Origin of the sequence: Luteibacter pinisoli, from assembly GCF_006385595.1 — a bacterium.
GTDB lineage: Bacteria > Pseudomonadota > Gammaproteobacteria > Xanthomonadales > Rhodanobacteraceae > Luteibacter > Luteibacter pinisoli.
On sequence record NZ_CP041046.1, the window covers coordinates 4,198,445 to 4,220,266 of the forward strand.

Consider the following 21,822-nt stretch of genomic DNA (forward strand, 5'->3'; position numbering starts at 1 on the left):
GGTGGCAAATGGGATGGACGTGACGACGGACCGCGAATGCGGCGCCGTAGTGTCTATATCGCTATTCATGACTGCGGCAGTTTGCCGTCAGCCGGTTTCAAAGAGCTTTCAGCGCTATCGAGCGAACGCGGCACGGTGATGCTGCGCTTCACCGGCTGGGCGGTGCGGCGGCGGGCAAGTGCGAAGGCGAGACGGCGCCCGAACATGCGCGGGGTGGTCTTGTCGAGCTGGAGATTCATGGCTCAATCCTCGAATAACGGTAGCGCACGGCTACCAGACGAGGAGAGCCGGACCTTCCCTAGTAGGAGAAAGCGCCGGCCGACCGGGTGCGGTCGCCGAGGGCGATTTGGTTTTCAAACGCCGGAACCCGATGCGAGCGGATGCCGACGCGTGTACTAGGGTGAACGTCCATATGCCTGGATAAGCTAAGAGGGGTGCCGCCCGGCGGAGCTAGCCCGGGGAGCCGGACAATTGTCGCGCCGCAACGCAAATCGGTCAAGCTGGAAGTGCCCGGTTTTCGGCAATCCCTGACTCGTAATCGGCGGCTTCGGCCAGCAGCCATTCACGCAGCCGGCTGAAGCCCGCGTGGGGCTCCGAACGCTTCGGATGGACGAGGTAATACGCCTCGGCCACGCGCATGCGCTCCTTGCACAGCACGGTGAGCGCGCCGCATTCGATCAGGGAACGCGCCATCACCAGACGGCCCAGCGCCACGCCCAGCCCCTCCAGCACGGCGCGCTGCAGGTGCTCGGTATTGTCGAAGCGGGCCACGTAGCGCGAAGGCAGCGGCATGCCGAACTGCTCGGCCCAGTCGTTCCAGCGCCCCGACGGATCACCCAGCAGCGGCCAGCCCTTCAATGAGGTATCCGGCAGCCCACCCATCTTGCGGACCAGAGACGGGCTGGCGATGGGCACGATGAATTCGCCGAACAGGCGCTCGGCCCGGGTCCGCGGCCAGGCGCCCAACCCGTAGCGGAAGGCACAGTCGATGGCCGGCTCGCGATCGAAATCCACGACCCCCACCGATGAGTGCAGGCTGAGCTCCAGCTCCGGGTGCGCGGCGACCAGGCGTGGCAACCGCGGCACCAGCCAGCTCGAGGCCACCGAGGGCAGCACGCTGAGCGTGACCGAATCCTGGTGGCGCGCCTCGAAGCGACCGAGCGCATGCTCGATCCCCTCGAAGTGATGGCCGATGGCCTCCAGCAGGTTCGCGCCGTCGGCGGTCAGGGTGACGCCACGCGGGCCCCGGTCGAACAGCGAACGGCCGAGTCGTTCCTCGAGGTTGCGGATCTGGTGGCTGAGGGCACTGACGGTGAGGTTTAGCTGCTCGGCGGCGCGCGCGAGCTTGCCCGTCCTGGCGACGAGCACGAACCCCTGGAGCAAGCCGAGCGGAAGACGGGACACGTGAATTTCCCTCAAGTCCGGGTTGCAAACATATCGCTTTTTCAGGGGTCGCGGAAAGTCCAACCTTTAGCCCACGACAAGTCGCAGCAACCTGCGGCTTCACTGGACCAGGAGGGTGTCATGGCGTCGATCTTCACCGGCCTTGCCTTCATGCACGGCCACATCGTCAACAAGGAACTCGTGCTGGCCCTGGGCGCGCCCGAGCGGCGCCCGCCGGCGGGTACTGTTGACGCCCCAGCCACCCGCGGTAAGTCATCATGGCGCTTTGGCTCCTGGAGACTCACGCATGACGCTTCGCCCGCTCGGCCGCTCCCCTCTTCGTGTGGCACCGCTTGCGTTCGGCGGTAACGTCTTCGGCTGGAGCGCTGACGAAGCGCGCTCGTTCGAACTGCTCGATGCCTTCGTCGACCACGGCTTCAACCTCATCGACACCGCCGACGTGTATTCCGCGTGGGTACCCGGCAATGAGGGTGGCGAGTCCGAGACCATCATCGGTCGCTGGCTGAAGAAGAGCGGCAAGCGCGACAAGGTGCTGATCGCCACGAAGGTGGCCAAGTGGGCACGCTACCCTGGCCTGTCGCCCACGAACATCCACGAGGCCGTGGAGGATTCGCTGCGCAGGCTGCAGGTGGACTACATCGACCTGTACCAGTCGCACGAAGACGATCCGAAGGTACCGCTGGAAGAAACCCTGCGGGCGTTCGACGATCTGGTGAAGGCCGGCAAGGTGCGTGTGATCGGGGCATCGAACTACGAAGCAACGCGCTTCGCCGATGCACTGCACACCAGTGCCAGCAAGGGTCTGGCGCGCTATGAATCCATGCAACCGGCGTACAACCTCATGGACCGCAGCGGTTTCGAAGAGGGCCTGCAGCCGGTATGCGTGGAAGAAGGCGTTGGCGTCATCAGCTACTACTCGCTGGCGAGCGGCTTCCTCAGCGGCAAGTACCGCAGCGAGGCCGACCTCACCAAGAGCGCCGCCCGTGCGCCCAAGGTCAAGGCCTATCTCAATGACCGCGGCATGCGCGTGCTCGCCGCACTGGACAAGGTGGCTGAAGCGCACGGTGCCACGCCCGCACAGGTGTCGCTGGCCTGGGTGATGGCGCAGCCTTCGATCGCCGCGGCGATCGCCAGCGCCACGACGGTCGAGCAACTGGACGAACTGGCGCGCTCGGCCTCGCTGCAACTCACCGGCGAGCAGCTGGATGCACTCCGAACGGCAAGCGACGCCTGATGGGATCAGGTGAATGCTGAGGCCGATCGCTGCCGGCGCCTACAGAACGGCACGCGACGTACCCGCATGATGCGTGGGCCGGAAGGCATCCGGTCCCTCACCTCAAGGAAGAGCTCATGCGATCCATCAACACGTTCTACCGACGCGCACTACTCGGCGGCACGCTGGCCCTGGTGGCGGCTGCCGCCCAGGCGGGCAGCGATGCGACCCTGCTGTGCCATTACAAGAAACTCGGTGACCCCACCGGCGCCGCCACCGGCACGGTAGATACGGGAAACGTGCTGCCAGGCAACTGGCAGCACGATCGCCTCGCCAGCTGGAGCAATCTGTTCCGTACACCTGCCGCACCGGCCAGGCTACATGCGCTCTGTGAGAAGCACCTCAGGGGCACGGCTGACTTCCACCGCCTGATCGGCATAGGCGCCGCCGGTGCGCGAGGCGCAAGCGACTACCCTTACCCGATCTGGTATGAAGGTGACCTTCGCCCGGGCCAGCCCGTGGAACGCATCGTGTCATTCGGCGATAGCCTTACCGATACCGGCAACATGCACACGGCATCACGACAGGTGCTGGAGTTCGTGCCCAAGGGCAAGACCCTGCCGTCCGCCTCCTGGTTCGCCGGCCGCTTCAGTAACGGCCCCACCTGGGTCGAATACCTCGCGTCGCGCAACGGCCTCACGCTCACCAACTGGGCCGTGGGTGGTGCCCAGACCCGCGATGCTAAGTTCGGCCTGATCCACGGTATCGGCACGCAGATCAAGAGCTTTTTCGAGCACATGGATAGCGAGAAGGATTACGACCCCTCGCGCACCCTGTTCACCTTCATGGTCGCGGGCAACGACTTCGTCAACGACAGCAGGTACGCCACACGGATCGTACAGGAGCAGCGCGATTCGCTAATGCAGCTTGTACGCCATGGCGCGCGCAAGGTGCTGGTGGTGAACCTGCCGGATGTCACGAGGGCGCCGGTATTCCGCATGGGGCGAAAGGACGCGGCGGATGTCCTCTCCCGCGTCAACGTGTACAACTCCGCCCTATCCAGCGTCATTAGTGGCGTGATCCGCCAAGCCGGCGACGAAGGACTCACGAAGGGGAGCGAACTGGTGATTCGTATCGTCGATGCACGTTCACGCTTCGACGAAGTGCTCGCGCATCCGGAGCAGTACAAGTTCAGCAATGCTACCGATTCGTGCCTGAAGATCGATGCGGAGAGCGCGTTCTCCTACCTGCGGGAACAGGTCCCGCGCAAGCACTGCGAGGCCGGCCGCTTTGTCTTCTGGGATACGTTGCACCCGACGACGCGCATGCATGAGCTGATGTCGGGCTGGGCGGCGGAGAGCGCGCCGGCCACCTGGGGCCTGAAGTAACGGGCATCGCGCGCAAGCGTGTTCCTACAGGGGCAAGGCAGCCATGCAGGAGCGCGCTTGCGCGCGACGGGGCAGCTGGCCTTAGCGACGCAGCCCGTCAATTACGCCATTAAACGTCGCACTCGGGCGCATCGCCGCGCTGACCAGCGCCATGTCCGGGTGGTAGTAACCCTTGATCTCAACCGGCTTGCCCTGGGCGCCGTTGAGCTCACCCACGATCTTGCCTTCATTCTCGGTGAGGGCCTTGGCCACCGGCGCGAAGGTCGCCTTCAGCTCGGCATCGTCGTCCTGCGCCGCCAGGGCTTCCGCCCAATACATGGCCAGGTAGAAATGGCTGCCGCGGTTGTCGATCTCACCGACCTTGCGCGCCGGCGACTTGTTGCTGTCGAGGAAGCGGCCGTTGGCCTGGTCCAGGGTCTTCGCCAGTACGCGGGCGTGCTTGTTGTCGTAGCGCTCGCCAAGGTGCTCCAGCGATGCGGCGAGGGCGAGGAACTCGCCCAGCGAATCCCAGCGCAGGTAATCCTCTTCGACAAACTGCTGCACGTGCTTCGGTGCCGAACCACCCGCGCCGGTCTCGAACAGACCACCACCGGCCATGAGCGGCACGATCGAGAGCATCTTGGCCGAGGTGCCCAGTTCCATGATCGGGAACAGGTCGGTGAGGTAATCGCGCAGGACGTTGCCGGTGACCGAGATGGTGTCCTGGCCCTTGCGGATGCGCTCGAGCGAGAACTTCGTGGCCTCCTCCGGCGCGAGGATGCGCAGGTCGAGGCCCGAGGTGTCGTGATCCTTCAGGTAACGCTCGACCTTGGCGATCACCTGCGCGTCGTGCGCGCGGTGCTTATCCAGCCAGAACACCGCCGGGGTGTTCGACAGGCGGGCGCGCTGCACGGCCAGCTTCACCCAATCCTGGATCGGTGCATCCTTGGTCTGGCACATGCGCCAGATATCACCCTGCTCCACCGCGTGCTCGAACACCACGCTGCCGTCCTCGGCGACGACGCGGACGCTGCCGTCAGCCGGGATCTGGAAGGTCTTGTCGTGCGAACCGTACTCCTCGGCCTTCTGTGCCATCAGGCCGACGTTGGGCACGCTGCCCATGGTGGCCGGGTCGAACGCGCCGTTCGCGATGCAATCCTCGATCACGACGGCGTAGACGCCGGCGTAGCTGCGATCCGGGATCACCGCCTTGGCATCCTGCAGCTTGCCTTCGGCGTTCCACATGCCGCCGCTGTCGCGGATCATCGCCGGCATGGAAGCGTCGATGATGACGTCGCTGGGCACGTGCAGGTTGGTGATGCCCTTGTCGGAGTTCACCATGGCCAGCGCCGGACGCTGGGCGTACTCGGCCTTGAGATCGGCTTCGATGGCGGCGCGCGTGGTGGCGTCGAGCTTGTCGAGGCGGGCGTAGAGGTCGCCGATGCCGTTGTTCGCATCGAAACCGACCTGCTTCAACGCATCGGCGTGCTTCGCCAGCACGTCCTTGTAGAACTCGCGCACGGCGATGCCGAACATGATGGGGTCGGAGACCTTCATCATCGTGGCCTTCAGGTGCAGCGAGAACAGCACGCCCTTCGCCTTCGCGTCTTCGATCTGCGCGCCGATGAAGGCAGCGAGCTTGTTCTTGCTCATGACGGCGGCGTCGACGATCTCGCCCGCCTTCACGGCCACCTTGTCCTTGAGCACCTTCGTGGCGCCGTCCTTGCCGACGAACTCGATACGCAGGCTGCTGGCGGCGGCGATCGTCGTGGACTTCTCGCTGCCGTAGAAATCGCCACCGTCCATGTGCGCGACGTGCGACTTCGATTCGGCCGACCACTTGCCCATGCGGTGCGGATGCTTGCGGGCGTAGTTCTTCACCGAGAGCGGCGCGCGACGGTCGGAGTTGCCTTCGCGCAGCACCGGGTTCACGGCGCTGCCCATGGCCTTGCCGTAGCGGGCGTTGATCTCTTTTTCCTCGTCGGTGGACGGTGCATCGACGAAGTCGGGCAGCGGGTAACCCTGGCCCTGCAGTTCCTTGATCGCGGCCTTCATCTGCGGCACGGAGGCGCTGATGTTGGGCAGCTTGATGATGTTGGCTTCTGGCGTGGTCGCCAGGTTGCCGAGTTCGGTGAGATGGTCGCCCACGCGCTGTGCGTCGGTGAGGCGCTCCGGGAACTGGGCGAGGATGCGGCCCGCGAGGGAGATGTCGCGGGTTTCAACCGCGACGCCCGCCGAGCCGGCGAACGCTTCGATGATCGGCAGGAACGACGCGGTGGCCAGGAACGGCGCTTCGTCGGTGAGCGTGTAGATGATCTTGGGCGAGTTGGTCATGGGCTAGCCTTTGGCCTGGAGGGGACCCGACGCGAGCGGGAAACCTCTCCATTGTGGCCCGGATCAGGCGGCGGGGGAAAGCGACCCCGCCGCATGACACCTTTGCTGCGGATGCAACATCAGGCCCGCGCGGCGCGCAGGGCCTTACGCTCCTTGCGCCGCGCCTTGCGCGCCTTCCAGCGGTCCGACAGGCAGGCAAAGATGACGTACAGGGCCGGCGTGGAGAGCAGCGTCAGGCTCTGCGAGATGATCAGGCCGCCGATCATCGCGATACCCAGCGGGCGGCGCAGCTCCGAGCCTTCACCCAGGCCGATGGCCAGCGGCAGGGCCGCGAGGATCGCCACCATGGTGGTCATCATGATCGGGCGGAAGCGGATCAGGCAGGCCTCGCGGATGGCCTCCGTCGGCGTCGACGCATGGTCGCGCTGCGCCACCAGGGCGAAGTCGATCATCATGATCGCGTTCTTCTTGACGATACCGATGAGCAGCACCAGCGCGATCATCGCCACCACCGACAGCTCGGTGTCGGTAATGACCAGCGCCGCCAGCGCACCCACGCCCGCGGCCGGCAGCGTCGAAAGAATCGTCACCGGATGGATCAGGCTCTCGTACAGCATGCCCATCAGCAGGTACACCACGATGATCGCGGCAAGGATCAGCAGCGGCATGTCGCTCTGCGACTGCTGGAAGCGGCGGAAGTCGCTGCCCGCGTCGAGGCGGATGTCACCCGGCATGCGCATGCCGCTGATCGTCCGCTGGATCGCTTCCATCGCCTCGCCCATGCTCGCGCCCGGCGCGAGGTTGAAGCTGACGCCCATGCTCGTGTACTGGTCTTCGTGCACGATCTGCGAGGGTGCGAGGCCCGGCTCCTGCTTCGTGACGGCCGAGATCGGTACCATGGCGCCGCTGTTGGCGCGCACGTAGAGCTGGTTCAGCGCCTCGGGCGTCGCCGCGAGGTTCGGCAGCGCATTGACGATGACGCGGTACTGATTGATGTCCGAATAGATGGTGGACACCGCGCGCTGGCCGAAGGCGTTATACAGCGCGCCATCGATATTGCCGATGGACACACCCAGCCGCGCGGCGGTATCGCGGTCGATCACCATGTTCTGGCGCAGGCCCTGGGCGTCGATATCGCTGCCCACGTCCTTCAGGATCGGGTTCTTCTTCAGCGCCTCGACCAGCTTGGGCAGCCACTCCTCCAGCTCACCCAGGTCGTTGCCCTTCAGCGACACCGAGTACTGGCCGCCCTGCGAGCTGCCGCCACCGCCGCCGGTGGGCAGGTCCTGGATGGGGCGCAGGCGCAGGTTGAGGTCCGGATACTTGTTGGCCGCGGCGGAAAGGCGATCGACCACGTCGAACGTGGTGTCCTTGCGACCTTCGGCCGTGGTCTTCAGCTCGATGTTGAAGCTGCCGGTGGAACCGGTACGACTGGTGCCGAGGCGCGAGCCGACGGACTTCACGTCCGGGTCGGCCAGCAGCATTTCAGTGAGGCGCGCCTGGCGCACCTTCATTTCGCCGAACGATACCGTGGAGCTCGAGGTGGCGCGGGCAGCCAGCAGGCCGGTGTCCTGCGGTGGGAAGAAGCCGCCCTTCACCATGCCGAACAACACGATGGTGATGCCGATGAGCACCAGCGGCGTGAGCGCCATGAGCAACGGGTGGCGCAGCGTCCAGTCCAGGCACACGCGGTAGAGCGCCAGCAGGCGATCCTGCGCACGTTCCAGGGCGCGGCCAAGGCGCGACTCCGGTTCATCCGAGGCATGTGCCGTGAGGAAGTGCGCGCACAACGACGGCGTGAGGGTCAGCGAGACCAGCATGGACACCACGATGGCCGCGATCAGCGTCACCGTGAATTCCTTGAAGAACATGCCGATGACGCCCGGCGCCAGCAGTAGCGGGATGAACACCGCGATCAGTGAGCCGGTGATCGAGACGATGGTGAAGCCGATCTCGCGCGCACCGAGCAGCGCGGCCTCGAACCGGGGTATCCCCTCGTCCATGTGCCGGATGACGTTCTCGATAACAACGATCGCGTCATCCACGACGAAGCCGATGGCGATCACCAGCGCCAGCAGCGTCAGGTTGTTGAGCGTATAGCCGAACGCGTACATCACCACGAAGCCGCCCGCGAGCGACAACGGCACCGCCAGGCCGGCGATCACCGTGGGTGCGAGGCGGCGCAGGAACAGCGCCATGGTCATGATCACCATGCACAGGCTGATCATCAGCGTGGCCTGCACCTCGTGCAGCGACGCACGAATGGTCGGCGTGCCATCGAAGAACGAATGCAGCTGCACGCCCTTCGGCAACCAGGCCTGCATCGTCGGCATCATGTCCTTGATGCGATCCACGGTTTCAATGACGTTGGCGTCCGGCTTGCGGTACACGTACATCAGGATGCCGGGCTTGCCGTTGAACCACGCGGCCTGGAACGCATCCTGCTGGCCGTCGTACACCTTGGCCACGTCGGAGAGATGGATCGGCGTGGAGTTGTTCACACCGATGACCAGGCGCGCGAACTCGTCGGCCTTGTGCAGCGAATCGTTGGCGACCACGGCCATGGTGGTCTTGCCGTTGGACAGGAAGCCCTGCGGCGAGGTGACGTTGGCGGCAGTGAGCGCGTTGCGCAGCTGGTCCGGCGACAGGCCCATCGCATTGAGCGCGCGCAGGTTCACGTCCACGCGGATGGCGGGCGTGGCCGAGCCGGCGATATCCACCGAAGCGATGCCTTCCTGCTGGCGAAGGCGCTGCGCAAGGATCGAATCGGCGACGTTGTAGAGGTCGGTGGGCGCGACGGTATCGGAGGTGAGTGCGAGCACCACCACCGGATCGTCGTTGGGGTTGGCTTTCTGGTACGACGGCGCGTTGAGCAGGCCGGCGGGAAGATCCGGCTGCGCGGCGTTGATGGCGGACTGCACGTCGCGCGCGGCGGCGTCGATGTTGGTGCCGTTCTGGAAGAACAGCAGCACGAACGCACTGCCTTCCGAACTGTTCGAGCGCATGCTCTCCACGCCAGGCACCTGGCCGAGATGGCGCTCCAGCGGCGCCGCGACCGTGGAAGCCATCGTGCTCGCATCCGCGCCGCTTTGCTGCGCCTGGACGAAGATGGCCGGGAACTGGATGTTCGGCAGCGCGGCCACGCCCAGCAATGAATAACAGATCAGGCCGATCACGAAGACACCGATCGCAAGCAGCGAGGTGCCGATGGGACGGCGGATGAACGGGCCGGAAATATTCATTAAACGGGACGCTTCAAGGGGCGGGGAAAAACGCGGGGGAATCCATTACCAACGCGTGACCCGGAAAAAGGTTTCGCCGGACGGGAGCCCGTCCGGCGAAAGAAGAGTGAGCCATGGAGCCCTGGCCCGGCCTGCATCAGTCCGCAGGCCGTGGCTGGGCATGGTGTGCCAGCGCGCGTTGTCGCTTGCGCTCGGCGAGCCAGTCGGAGAACCGCTCCATGTAAAGGTAGATCACGGGCGTGGTGTAGAGGGTGACCAGCTGCGAGAGCAGCAGGCCGCCGACGATGGACACACCCAGCGGCTTGCGCAGCTCCGAACCGATGCCGTTGCCCAGGGCCAGCGGCAGCGCACCGAGCAGCGCGGCCGCGGTGGTCATCATGATCGGACGGAAGCGCAGCAGGCACGCGCGGCGGATGGCATCGGTGGCGTTCATGCCGGTGCGCTTCGCCTCGATGGCGAAGTCGATCATCATGATCGCGTTCTTCTTCACGATACCGATCAGCAACACGATGCCCACGATGCCGTCCACCGACAGCGTCATGCCGCACATCAGCAGTGCAAGCAGCGCGCCCACACCCGCGGGCGGCAGGGTCGAGATGATCGTCAGCGGATGGATATAGCTCTCATAGAGCACGCCCAGCACGATGTAGATGACGATGATCGAGGCCAGCAGCAGGAGCACTTCGTCGCCCACCGAGGAGGAGAACTCCGCGGCCTTGCCGATGAACTGGCCACGCACCTGCGGCGGGAAGTTCAGGTCCTTCTCCACCTCGTGGATGGCCGACACCGCTTCGGACAGCGAATAGCCCGGCGCCAGGTTGAACGAGATGGTGACCGCCGGCAGCTGCTGCAGGTGGGTGACCACCAGCGGCGCGGTGGTGACCTGCGCACTGGCCAGCGAGGCGATGGGAATCGTGCCGCCCGCACCCACCTGGAAGCCGACGTTACCGGTGTTGCCGATACCGGCCGGCGTGGCCGAGTTGCTCGACGCGACCTGGCCGAAGCTGGTGGCGTTCGAGCCGGTGAGCGCGCCATTGCCGTTACCGCGCACCGTGAGCTTGTTCAGCAGGTCGGCGCTGTTGCGGAACTCCGGCGACACCTCCAGCACCACGCGGTACTGGTTGAGCTGGGTGAAGATCGTCGAGATCTGGCGCTGGCCGAACGCGTCATACAGCGTGTCATCGATCGTCTGCACCGGCACGCCGAGGCGGCTGGCCGTGTCGCGGTCGATGGTGAGCTTCAGCGCCGTGCCCTGGTCGGCCAGGTTGTTGTCGACATCGGCCAGTTCCTTGCGCTTGCGCAGGGCCGAGGTCATCTGGTTGGCGTAACCCGCCACTTCGATCGAGTTCACGTCCGACAGCGAGTACTGGTATTCCGTGGCCGAGACCTGGCTGTCCAGCGTCACGTCCTGCACCGGCTTAAGGTACAGGGCCACGCCGGCGATCTGCGAAGCGGCCTTCTGCAGGCGCGGCAGCACGTCGTCGAGGCTGTCACGGTCGCCACGATCCTTCAGCACCAGCGAGAGCTGGCCCTGGTTGAGCGTCGGGTTGATCGAGCCGGCACCGATGAAGGCGGCCACGCCGGACACGGCGGGATCCTTCGCCAGGGCGTTGGCCACGGCCTGCGTGCGCTGCTCCATCTGCGGGAACGCGACGTTCTGGTCGGCCTGGACCACGGCCGTGATCAGGCCGGTGTCCTGCTCGGGCAGCAGGCCCTTCGGGATGATGATGTACAGCACCACCGTGAGCGCCACCGACAGCGCGGCGATCAGCATGGTGAGCGGACGGTGCGCCAGCACCCAGTCCAGGCTGCCGGCGTAGCCTTCGACGATGCGCGACCACGCCGTGTGCTTGCCGGAGGCCGTGGCATGCTCGTGCGCGTCGTCCGCGTCCGGCAGCTGGTCGGCCTTGAGCAGGTAGGCGCACATCATCGGCGTCAGGGTCAGCGACACCAGCATCGAGATGGCCACCGCGATGGTGAGCACCCAGGCGAATTCGTGGAACAGGCGGCCGGTGACACCCGGCATCAGCAGCAGCGGCAGGAACACGGCGATCAGCGACACCGTCAACGACAGCACGGTGAAGCCGATTTCCCTGGCGCCGACTTCGGCGGCCGTCTTGGCGTCCTGGCCCTGCTCGATGTAGCGCACGATGTTCTCGATCATCACGATCGCATCGTCCACCACGAAGCCGGTGGCCACGGCGAGCGCCATGAGCGAGAGGTTATCCAGCGACATGCCCGCGAAGGCCATGACGCCAAACGTGCCCATCAGCGACAGCGGCACCGCGACCGACGGGATCACCGTGGCCCACAGGCGGCGCAGGAACACGAAGATCACCGCCACCACCAGGCAGATGGTGAGGATCAGGGTGAACTGCACGTCCTCGACCGACGCGCGGATGGTGATGGTACGGTCGGAGAACACCTTCAGGTGCACGTCCGCCGGCAGCACCTTCTGCAGGTCCGGGATCGTCTGGCGGATGGACTGCACTGTCTGCACGATGTTCGCGCCCGGCTGGCGGCGGATATCGAGCAGCACGGCCGGCTTGCCATTGGCCCACGCGGCCAGCTGGTCGTTCTCCACGCCGTCGACCACGTTCGCCACGTCCTTCAGGCGGACCGGCGAGTCGTTGGTGTAGCTGATGATCGTGTCTTTATAGTCAGCGGCGGTGGCGAGCTGGTCGTTGGTGCCGATGCTGTAGGACTGGGTCTTGCCGTTGAGCGTGCCCTTGGGCGCGTTGACGTTGGCCTGCGTCAGCGAGCTGCGCACGTCTTCCATCGTCAGGCCGAGGTTGGCCAGCTGCGCGGGGTTGATCTGGATACGCACGGCCGGGCGCACGTTGCCGGCGATGGAGACGAGGCCCACGCCCTGCACCTGCGCCAGCTTCTGCGCGATGATCGAATCGGCGTAGTTGTTCACGTCGCGCAGCTGCACCGTATCGGAGGTGAGCATCAGCGTCATGATCGGCGCATCGGCCGGGTTCACGCGGTTGTACACCGGCGGGTACGGCAGGTTGTTAGGCAACGTGCCGCGCGCCTGGTTGATCGCCGCCTGCACGTCCTGCGCGGCGATATCGATGTCGCGGTCCATGTTGAACTGCAGCACGATCGTCGACAGGCCCGCCGACGAGTCCGAGCTCATCATGTTCAGGCCGGAGATCTGGCCGAAGTTGCGCTCCAGCGGCGTGGTGACGAGCGCGGCCATGGTGCTGGCCGAGGCACCCGGATACTGCGTGGTGACGACGAGGCTGGGCGCGTCGATTTCGGGCAACGCCGAAACCGGGAGCTGCCGGTAGCCGAGGATGCCGAGCAGCAGCACCGCCACCATGAGCAGCGAGGTGGCGATGGGACGGCGGATGAAGAGTGTCGAGAAACCCACGTTGCAATCCTGGTGTCTGGGCCGTGTGGCCCGTTGGCGACGCGTCCCTCATGGACGCGCCGCTCCCGTCGAGGGTTAGCCGCCGCGGCGACCGCCCTGGCGGCCCGAGTTCTTGTTCTTCGCCTTCTGCAGCTCTTCAGCCGTCGGCGCGGCCGGCACCTGGCCCGGGGCCAGCGGCTGCACCTTCGAGCCCGGCTTCAGGCGGAACTGGCCTTCCGTCACCACCTTGTCGCCCAGCTTCAGGCCCTTGCCGATCATGACGTGGCTGTCGCCGACTTCGCTGGCGGTTTCCACGGCCTGCATCTTGACGGTGTTGTCGCCCTGCACGAGGTAGACGTAGTCGCCATCCGGGCCGCGCTGCACGGCCTGGGCCGGGATCACCAGGCCGTTAGGCACGGTGCGGACCTTCAGGCGCGCATTGACGAACTGGCCCGGCCACAGCTCGGTCTTCTGGTTATCGAACAGGGCACGCAGGCGGAAGGTGCCCGTCGTGGTGTCGATGGTGTTGTTGATGACTTCGAGCTTGCCGGTGCTGACCACGTGCGCGTCGATGCGGTCGAGCGCATCCACCATGAGCTGGCCGCCGTCGCTGCCCATGCCGCTGCGAACCATGTCCAGGTTCTTTTCCGGCAGGGTGAACGTCACATAGATCGGATGGACTTCGGTCAGCGTCACGATCGAGGTGGTCGTGGTGATGATGTTGCCGACGTCCACGCCGCGGATGCCGGCCAGGCCGGTGATCGGGGCGATGACCTTGGTGAAGCCCAGCTGCACCTGCGCGGCGCGGATGGAGGCCTGGTCGGCCACCACGGTGGCAGCGGCCTGGTCCAGGGTGTTCTTCAGGTTGTCCAGGTCCTGCTTGGACACGTACTGCTGGCCGCCCTTGCTCACGAGGTTCTGCGAACGCTCGAGGTTGTTCTTGGCGGTGGCGGCCAGGGCCTGGTCCTGCTTGAGCTTGGCCGTGGCCTGGTCGTACTGCGACTGGATGGTGCGCGGGTCGATCTCCGCGAGCACGTCACCCTGCTTCACTTCCTGGCCCTCGGTGAAGTTCAGCTTCATGAGCTGGCCGCCCACCTGCGGGCTGACCGTCACCTGGTTGCGCGCCTGCACCGTGCCGGTGGCGCTCAGGTAGACAGGCACGTCCTGCGCGGCGACGGGCACGACGGTGACCGGTACCGGTGGCTGGTCCTTGCCCTCGCCTTCGCCGTTGGCCGATGCCGCCTGGGCATCTGCACCACCCTTGTGCATGCGGGGGACGATGACGACGGCCGCTATCACGACGACAGCGATGACGGCCAGCGCGATTTTCCAAAAACGCGACATGTAAAACTCCCAATGAGAATCCGGTCGGCGGCCCGGGGCTGCCTGCGGGGGCGCGCCGGGCGCCGCGGGCTTTATACCCTGAAAACGTTAACGTTCGGCGGCGACAAATATAGGTGTAGGGGAACGGGGTTGAACAATGCCGGTTGACAGGGGTACCCCATGACTGACGGCATGCTACGGACGCTTCGACGGGGACCGCTGACGAATGCGAAGGTTCCGTTATACTCGGGCGGTTCGACCGCCGTCAGGCGCCAGGCAAGCCGGATCCCGGGGAGGGGGACGGCACACCCAATCTCGATGGGAGTCAATGCGTGAGTGGTTCTCCGAGCAAGTCCGACCAGAACTTCATCCGACAATTTTCGTGGCTTACAGCCGGCTTAAGTCTTCTCGCCCTTGTCCTGATGGTGCTCGCTTACGCCATCTACTCCAACATTCCGAAGGAGCAGGACCCGGCCGTGGCTAAGCGGACCGAGCAGCGAATTGCGCCCGTGGGCGCCGTCTACGCCGGTGATACCGGCCGTGCGGCCATGCTGGCGGCCCAGGAGGCGGCGGCGAAACTGGCGGCGTCCCAGGTGGCGTACGGCGGCAGCACGGACGGCAAGACGATTTACGACAACCTGTGCCACAGCTGCCATACGGCAGGCGTGGCAGGGGCGCCGAAGCTGGGCGACAAGGGCGCCTGGGGCGCTCGCATCGCCGAGGGCACGGCCACCCTGATCAAGCATGCGATCGAGGGCTACACCGGCCCGGACGGCAACCACATGCCCGCGAAGGGCGGCAATCCGTCGCTCAACGACGAGCAGGTGACCAACACCGTGAAGTGGATGGTCGACCAGGCCAAATAAGCCCCGGCCATCGACCTGCCTGAGAAAGCCGCGCCCCCTGGGTGCGGCTTTTTTCATGGGCCAGGCTCAGCGCGAGGCCACCCACTCCGACGCAAACGCCTGAAGCTGCGGGAAAAACCCAGCGAAGGTCGCCCGAAGCATCGCGTCGTGGCCAACCAGCAGCGGCACCGACTCGGCCACCGGGTTCGCCCGCGACAGCCGCCGGGACAACCCGGCCAGGGCCGCCGCCACGCGATCGCGCTGGGCATAGCCCGCCGGCAGGTCATTCGCATCCATATAAGAGAGGAACCGCTTCAGCCCCTCCGGCAGGATGGGGTCGGCGGCATGCAGCTCCGCCCGCAGGTTGTCGGAGAAGGCCTGCAGGGGTGTCGGGCAGTAGCGTGCAAAGTCGCGGGCCAGGCAGTGGTCGAACCAGACATCCAGGAAAATCCCGGCGTAGCGCCGGAACGGCGGCTCGAAGGCCTCCCGCGCCGCCCGGACGGCCGGGTGGCTGTCGGTGTACCCGTCGATGGCCCGATGCAGGTAGATCCCGTCGACCACCCGCGGGGGCAGCGAGTCATCGGGCGTGCCACGGACGAAATCGCCCATGACGCCACCCAGGCGCAGCCCGGCATCACCGCCAGCCAGCAGGGCGTGGGCCAGTACGTTCACTGCCTGGCTCCGGCGCGACTCACGCGGGCAGCGGGTATCATGGTGGGCATGACTGATCTTCTACCTACAGCGCCGGAAGTGTTTCCGGACGAAACGCTGAGCTTCGCGCTGGCCGGCCCTGCGGGCAAGCTCGAATGCGAGGCCAAGGCCGCCACCGAAGGCCGCCGTGACGCCATCGCCGTGATCTGCCACCCGCTGTCGACGGACGGCGGCAGCATGCACAACAAGGTGGTCACCATGGTGGAACGCGCCCTGCGCGAGTCCGGCGTGGACACGGTCATCTTCAATTTCCGCAGCGTGGGCCGGTCCGAGGGCGACTTCGACCAGGGCCATGGCGAGAGCGACGACCTGGCCGCCGTGGTGGCCTGGGCGCGCAAGGTGCGGCCCGGCGCCGCGCTCTGGCTAGCCGGCTTCTCCTTCGGCAGCTACGTGACCCTGCGCAACGCCGTAGCCCTGGGCGCCGGCGCGCTGATCAGCATCGCGCCGCCGGCCGCCGGCCGCGGCTGGGATTTCGGCCCGCTCGAGCTGCCCTCCTGCCCCTGGCTGGTGGTGATGGGCGATGCGGACGAGATCGTCGAGCCGCAGGCCGTGTACGACTGGGTCGACAGCCTCCCCGAGGACAAGCGCCCCACCCTGGTGAAGATGGAAGAGACGAGCCACTTCTTCCATCGCCGCCTCATGGACCTGCGCGGCGTGATCAGGCACACCGTGAAAGACTGGCCCCCGGCGCCGGCGGACGCATGAGCTGCACGGAACTGACCCCCGGCGAGCGCTACCGGGACGGGGTGACGGGCCACCGCTGGGAATCCGACCCGGCGCAGCTGGGCACGCTGGCCGAATTCGACCGCATGCATGCGGCGCTCTGCCAGCCGGCGGAAAACCCGGGCGGCAGCCTGTTCGGCCGCCTGAAGTCGATGCTCGGCGGCGACGCGTCGCGCGAGCCGGTGAAGGGCCTGTACCTGTGGGGCAGCGTCGGCCGCGGTAAGACGTTCCTCATGGATCTCTTCGTGTCGAGCCTGTCGCCGGGCCTGGCACTGCGTCGCCACTTCCATCGCTTCATGCAGGAAACGCACGCCACCCTGCGCGAGCTGGGTGAACGCCAGAATCCGCTGGACGAGGTCGCGGCCCGCATCGCCGCGAAGCACCGCGTGCTGTGCCTTGATGAATTTCTCATCTCCGACATCGGTGACGCGATGATCATGGCCGGCCTTCTCGAAGGCCTGTTCTCGCGTGGCGTCACCCTGGTGACCACGTCGAACACGGTACCCGCCAACCTTTACAAGGACGGCCTGCAGCGCGCGCGCTTCCTGCCGGCCATCGCCGCGCTGGAAAAACATTGCGTGGTGCACGAGATGGCATCGCCGCGCGACTGGCGCCTGCGCGCGCTCAGCCAGGCCTCGGTGTACCTCGTGCCGCCCGGCCCCGAGGCCGAGCGCTCACTCGCGAAGATCTTTTCGACGCAGGTGCAGGGCGAGGTGGAAGACGCCGGCTCGATCACGGTGAATGGCCGCGAGATCCCGACGCGCCGACGCGCCTCGGATGTCATCTGGTTTGATTTCGCCGCGTTGTGCGAAGGCCCGCGCGCGGTCACCGATTACATCGAACTGGCGCGCACCTATCCTACGGTCATCCTGTCGGGCGTCCCCCAGTTCACCGATTTCACGGAGAACGAGGCAAAGCGTTTCGTGCTGCTAGTAGACGAGTTCTACGATCGCCACGTAAAGTTGGCGTTATCGGCGGCGGCGCCGATCACGGAGCTCTACGATGGCACGCGCGTGCGTGCCGAGTTCGGCCGGACGGAGTCGCGTCTGATCGAGATGCAGAGCGAAGACTACCTGGGACGTGAGCACAAACCGTGAGTTGACGTGGGCGACGCCGCCTGTTCGCAACCATGGGATGCGAACGATTCTATCCGGGCGGGATTGCCGCGACACTTCAGACGAGAAACACCATGATGCATTGCGAACTGGTTCCTGGCCGTGGCATTCGCCACGACGACACCGAGATCTTCTTCGGCATGCAGCGCAGCGCCGTGCGCGCGGCGCTTGGCCAGCCCACCGAAACCATCTGGGGCGACGAAGACGAGTACGCCAGCGGTAGCGACGACTGGCTGCGCCTGCGCTACCTCGACGGCAAGCTGTGCGACATCGAAGTCCTGGGTGGCTCGCTCACGCACAAGGGCATCGAGCTCAAGAACACGGAGTTCCGCGCGCTTCGCGATGCGCTGCATAACAGCGGCTTCGTCCTCGAGGATGAAACCGAATGGCTCAGCGAAGGCCGCGACTGCATCGACCTGCAGATCGTCGTCGCGACCGCCGATGACCTGATCAACGAACCGGAGACGGGCGACGGCATCGCCTGGGTGATCACCAGCAGCGACTTCCGCGTCGAAGCGGCGGACTGACGGCCATGGGGATCCGCCTGTGCGCTGTGATCCTGCTTCTCGCCACGCTAGCCGGCTGTGCCACTGCGCCAGCCGTCGCGCCGCAACGCAGCGCCCTCGCCCACTGGTCGCCTTCGCCGAACTTCAACGCGCGCAAGGCACAGCTCATCGTGTTGCACCACACGTCCATCGGCAACGCGCAGGCCTCCCTGCGCGTCCTGAAGACGCATAACAGCCAGGGCGAGGTCAGTGCGCACTACCTCGTCGAGATGGATGGACGCATCGACCAGCTGGTGGATGAAGGCAACCGTGCGTGGCACGCCGGCGCATCACGCTGGGGCGACATGACCGACCTGAATTCATCGTCGATCGGCATTGAGATCGACAACGACGGCCACTCACCGTTTACCCAGCCGCAGATCGACGCGCTGATCCGCCTGCTCGCGGATGTCACCACGCGCCTCGGCATTCCGCGCACCGCCATTGTCGGCCACGGCGACATCGCGCCCGGTCGCAAGGACGACCCCAGCGTGCAGTTCCCCTGGGCCACGCTGGCCGGCTACGGTTTCGGCCTCTGGTTCGACGCACCGCTGACGCCGGCACCGCCAGGTTTCGACAGCCTCGCGGCCATGCGCCTGGTGGGCTACGACGTCTCCAATCCGCGCAACGCCATCATCGCCTTCCACCGCCACTACCGGGCGATGGAAACCGATACCCTCGATCCCACCGACGCCTCCATCCTGTACTCGCTGCAGCGCAAGCTGATGGCGCCGCGTCAGTAACGGAAGCTGCGGAACGCGTCGACGGTACGCTCGACCCCTTCGTCATCGATGTCGAGGTGCGTCACCAGGCGAATGGACGGCAGGTAGCCGATGCTGAGGCGAATGCCGTGGGTGGCCATGTGTTTCGCCAGATCCTGCAGGCGGGGCGCTGGCACGTCGACGAAAACCATGTTGGTATGGCAGCCCTGCAACGTGAGGCCATCGATGGCGCTCAAAGCGTCGGCCAGGCGCCTGGCGCGCGCATGGTCCTCGGCCAGGCGCGCCACGTGATGGTCCAGCGCATGCATCGCTGCCGCGGCCAGCATGCCCGCCTGGCGCCAGCCACCACCGGTGACCTTGCGCCAGCGCCGTGCGCGGTCGATGAGCTTGCTGTCGCCGAGCAGCACCGATCCGACCGGAGCGCCCAGGCCCTTCGACAGGCAGACCGACACGCTGTCGAAACCCGCGGTGACCTCACGTGCCGGACGGCCGTAGGCGGTGGCCGCGTTGTACAGGCGCGCACCGTCCAGGTGGAACCCAAGCCCGCGACGGGTGGCCAGCTCGCGCGCTTGCGCCAGGTATTCGAAAGGCAGCGCGCGACCGTGCCAGGTGTTCTCCAGCGCCAGCAGCCGGGTGCGGGCGAAGTGCGGATCCACCGGCTTGATCGCGGCCTCTACCTTGTCCAGCGGCAGGGTGCCGTCCGCCGCCTGCGGGATGGGCTGGGGCTGGATGGAACCCAGCACCGCCGCACCGCCGCCTTCGAACTTATAGGTGTGGGCGTCCCCGCCGACGATGTATTCGTCGCCGCGCTCGCAATGGCTCATCAGCGCCAGCAGGTTGCTCTGGGTGCCGGTGGGCACGAACAACGCCGACGCGAAACCGAGCTCGGCGGCCAGGCGGTCCTGCAAGGCATTGACGGTGGGGTCTTCCCCGTAGACATCGTCGCCTACGGGCGCGCGGAGCATGGCGTCGCGCATGGCCTCGGCGGGCTGGGTGACCGTGTCGCTGCGCAGGTCGATCGTTCGCATGGGGGTGTCAAAGGTGGTGGGGCCAGCGGCAGATGGTACGCCAGCCCGTTCACGAATCCGTAGCCCACGTCACGCCATGCTTTACCCATGATCACCATCGTCATGGGCGTCTCCGGCAGCGGCAAGAGCACGATAGGCGGCGACCTCGCGGCCCACCTCGGATTGCCCTTCATCGACGGCGACAGCCTCCATCCCCAGGCCAACCGCGACAAGATGGCGGCGGGCATTCCGCTGGACGACGCCGACCGCCAGCCCTGGCTCGAGGCGATCGTGGCCGTCATGGACGAGCACCGGGCCAACCACGTGTCCCTCGTGCTGGCCTGCTCGGCGCTCAAGCGCCGCTATCGCAACTTCCTGCGATCCGGCCACGACGATGTTCGCTTCGTGTACCTGCACGCCAGCCGCGAGCTGTTGGCCGAGCGCCTGGGCCATCGCCCCGGCCACTTCTTCAATCCCGCCCTGCTCGACAGCCAGCTGGCCACCCTGGAAGAGCCCTCGCGCAGCGAAGCGGTGTGGATCGAGACCACCGACGCCCCGGCGGCGATCGTGGAGAAGGTGATCCGCGCCGGTTGTGCCGAGGCGCGCCGCGCGACCCGGCCCGTCCCCGGCGGCTAAAGCGGCTGTCACGTGCGCGGCGTGGCGGCGCGTGTTCTCATATAAGGGTCCCCTCCCCCCGGATCGCCCCATGCAAGCCCCCGCGAACGCGGCGGCGCAGGCCAACCGTGCTGCCGCCCCTACTGTCTATGGCGTGATCTTCGCCATCAGCTTCTGCCACCTGTTGAACGACATGATGCAGTCGCTGCTGCCGGCGATTTATCCCGGCCTGAAGAGCGACTTCCAGCTCGACTTCGGCCAGATCGGCCTGATTACCCTCACCTACCAGATCACCGCATCGATCCTGCAGCCGCTGATCGGCCTCTATGCGGACCGACGGCCGACACCGCTGGCCTTGCCCGGTGGCACGCTGTTCTCCCTGGCTGGCCTGGTGGTGCTCTCGCAGGCGCATGCGTACGCGGTGCTGCTCGGCGGCGCCGCCCTGCTTGGCATGGGTTCGTCGGTGTTCCATCCCGAATCCTCGCGCGTGGCGCGCATGGCCTCGGGTGGCCGGCATGGCCTGGCCCAGTCGCTGTTCCAGGTGGGCGGTAACGCCGGCCAGGCGCTCGGCCCGCTAGCCGCCGCCATCGTCGTGGTGCGCTGGGGCCAGTCGAGCCTGGCGTTCTTCGCGCTGCTGGCCCTGCTCTCGTGCGCCATCCTGTGGAACGTGAGCCAGTGGTACAAGCACCACGGCGTGCAGCGCCTGCAGGCCTCGCATGCCGCGCACGCGCAAAGCGCGCCGCCGACGCGTGAAGCGACGCGTGGCATCGCCGTGCTGCTCGCGCTTATCTTCTCGAAGTACGTGTACCTGGCCAGCCTGACCAGCTACTTCACGTTCTACCTGATCCACCGCTTCCACATTTCCGTTGAAACCGCGCAGCTGCACCTGTTCGTGTTCCTGGGCGCAGTGGCGGTCGGCACGGTGCTCGGCGGCCCGGTGGGTGATCGCTTCGGACGCAAGCGCGTCATCTGGTTCTCGATCCTGGGCACGCTGCCGTTCACGCTGTTGCTGCCGCATGCGAGCCTGTTCTGGACGGCGCCGCTGACCGTGGCGATCGGCCTGATCCTGGCCTCGGCGTTCCCGGCCATCGTGGTGTTCGCGCAGGAGCTGGTGCCGGGCAAGGTCGGGATGATTTCCGGCCTGTTCTTCGGCTTCTCGTTCGGCATGGGTGGCATCGGCGCCGCCGTCCTTGGCGAGATGGCCGACCATTACGGCATCGAGGCGGTGTACCAGCTCTGCGCCTTCCTGCCGCTGATCGGCCTGCTCGCCGCCTTCCTGCCCAATCCGAAGAAGTAAG

The 21,822-nt window shown here is 66.2% G+C and carries 17 protein-coding genes; 9 read left to right on the forward strand and 8 right to left on the reverse strand.

Translation table 11 applies throughout. From position 1 onward, the window contains the following. Positions 1-65: 65 nt before the first annotated feature. Entirely contained in the window at positions 66-239 is a 174-nt protein-coding gene (locus tag FIV34_RS21060) for a hypothetical protein (protein WP_170207662.1), read from the reverse strand. A 256-nt stretch (positions 240-495) separates the two neighbouring features. Further along, positions 496-1,404, reverse strand: a complete 909-nt coding sequence (locus FIV34_RS19135) for a LysR substrate-binding domain-containing protein (protein ID WP_139985086.1) — start codon at positions 1,402-1,404, stop codon at positions 496-498. A 286-nt stretch (positions 1,405-1,690) separates the two neighbouring features. Between FIV34_RS19135 and FIV34_RS19140 the strand changes: the two genes are divergently transcribed. Continuing rightward, a complete protein-coding gene (locus FIV34_RS19140) occupies positions 1,691-2,638 on the forward strand; it encodes an aldo/keto reductase (protein WP_139985087.1) in 948 nt (315 codons plus the stop codon). 116 nt (positions 2,639-2,754) lie between these two features. Next, positions 2,755-4,005 (forward strand): SGNH/GDSL hydrolase family protein, encoded by a 1,251-nt coding sequence (locus FIV34_RS19145; RefSeq protein WP_139985088.1) that lies wholly within the window; start codon positions 2,755-2,757, stop codon positions 4,003-4,005. An 81-nt stretch (positions 4,006-4,086) separates the two neighbouring features. Here FIV34_RS19145 and FIV34_RS19150 read toward each other — a convergent pair whose 3' ends face one another. The 4 genes from FIV34_RS19150 to FIV34_RS19165 all read right to left on the reverse strand — a co-directional run bounded on the left by FIV34_RS19150 (position 4,087) and on the right by FIV34_RS19165 (position 14,262). After that, positions 4,087-6,318 carry an NADP-dependent isocitrate dehydrogenase gene (locus FIV34_RS19150; protein WP_139985089.1) on the reverse strand — a complete coding sequence of 744 codons (2,232 nt, stop codon included), beginning with the start codon at positions 6,316-6,318 and terminating at the stop codon, positions 4,087-4,089. A gap of 119 nt (positions 6,319-6,437) precedes the next feature. Then, positions 6,438-9,560: an efflux RND transporter permease subunit gene (locus FIV34_RS19155; RefSeq protein WP_139985090.1), complete on the reverse strand. Its 3,123-nt coding sequence runs from the start codon at positions 9,558-9,560 to the stop codon at positions 6,438-6,440. Positions 9,561-9,696: 136 nt separating this feature from the next. Then, on the reverse strand, positions 9,697-12,939 hold the full coding sequence (locus tag FIV34_RS19160; RefSeq protein ID WP_139985091.1) for an efflux RND transporter permease subunit: 3,243 nt from the start codon (positions 12,937-12,939) through the stop codon (positions 9,697-9,699). Positions 12,940-13,014: 75 nt separating this feature from the next. Continuing rightward, positions 13,015-14,262 (reverse strand): efflux RND transporter periplasmic adaptor subunit, encoded by a 1,248-nt coding sequence (locus FIV34_RS19165; protein WP_139985092.1) that lies wholly within the window; start codon positions 14,260-14,262, stop codon positions 13,015-13,017. A 311-nt stretch (positions 14,263-14,573) separates the two neighbouring features. On the opposite strand from FIV34_RS19165, the gene FIV34_RS19170 reads away from it, so the two are divergent. After that, complete coding sequence (locus FIV34_RS19170; protein WP_246058686.1) at positions 14,574-15,107, forward strand: c-type cytochrome; 534 nt, start codon at positions 14,574-14,576, stop codon at positions 15,105-15,107. Between the two features lie 66 nt (positions 15,108-15,173). Here FIV34_RS19170 and FIV34_RS19175 read toward each other — a convergent pair whose 3' ends face one another. Then, positions 15,174-15,758, reverse strand: coding sequence for an acyl carrier protein phosphodiesterase (locus tag FIV34_RS19175; protein ID WP_139985093.1), 585 nt, complete (start codon positions 15,756-15,758; stop codon positions 15,174-15,176). A gap of 48 nt (positions 15,759-15,806) precedes the next feature. On the opposite strand from FIV34_RS19175, the gene FIV34_RS19180 reads away from it, so the two are divergent. The 4 genes from FIV34_RS19180 to FIV34_RS19195 all read left to right on the forward strand — a co-directional run bounded on the left by FIV34_RS19180 (position 15,807) and on the right by FIV34_RS19195 (position 18,923). After that, a complete protein-coding gene (locus FIV34_RS19180; protein ID WP_139985094.1) occupies positions 15,807-16,502 on the forward strand; it encodes an alpha/beta hydrolase in 696 nt (231 codons plus the stop codon). Then, complete coding sequence (gene zapE / locus FIV34_RS19185) at positions 16,499-17,617, forward strand: cell division protein ZapE (protein ID WP_139985095.1); 1,119 nt, start codon at positions 16,499-16,501, stop codon at positions 17,615-17,617. Before FIV34_RS19180 ends, zapE begins: the two co-directional genes overlap by 4 nt. 92 nt (positions 17,618-17,709) lie before the next feature. Beyond that, entirely contained in the window at positions 17,710-18,162 is a 453-nt protein-coding gene (locus FIV34_RS19190) for a hypothetical protein (RefSeq protein WP_139985096.1), read from the forward strand. A 5-nt stretch (positions 18,163-18,167) separates the two neighbouring features. Next, complete coding sequence (locus tag FIV34_RS19195; protein WP_139985097.1) at positions 18,168-18,923, forward strand: N-acetylmuramoyl-L-alanine amidase; 756 nt, start codon at positions 18,168-18,170, stop codon at positions 18,921-18,923. Here the strand turns inward: FIV34_RS19195 and ltaE are convergent. Beyond that, positions 18,917-19,930, reverse strand: a complete 1,014-nt coding sequence (ltaE, locus tag FIV34_RS19200; protein ID WP_139985098.1) for a low-specificity L-threonine aldolase — start codon at positions 19,928-19,930, stop codon at positions 18,917-18,919. The genes FIV34_RS19195 and ltaE overlap by 7 nt on opposite strands. Before the next feature lie 87 nt (positions 19,931-20,017). Here ltaE and FIV34_RS19205 point away from each other — a divergent pair, with 87 nt between their 5' ends. Next, positions 20,018-20,545: a gluconokinase gene (locus FIV34_RS19205; RefSeq protein WP_139985099.1), complete on the forward strand. Its 528-nt coding sequence runs from the start codon at positions 20,018-20,020 to the stop codon at positions 20,543-20,545. Positions 20,546-20,615: 70 nt separating this feature from the next. After that, entirely contained in the window at positions 20,616-21,821 is a 1,206-nt protein-coding gene (locus FIV34_RS19210) for an MFS transporter (RefSeq protein WP_139985100.1), read from the forward strand. The last annotated feature ends 1 nt before the right edge of the window (position 21,822 follow it).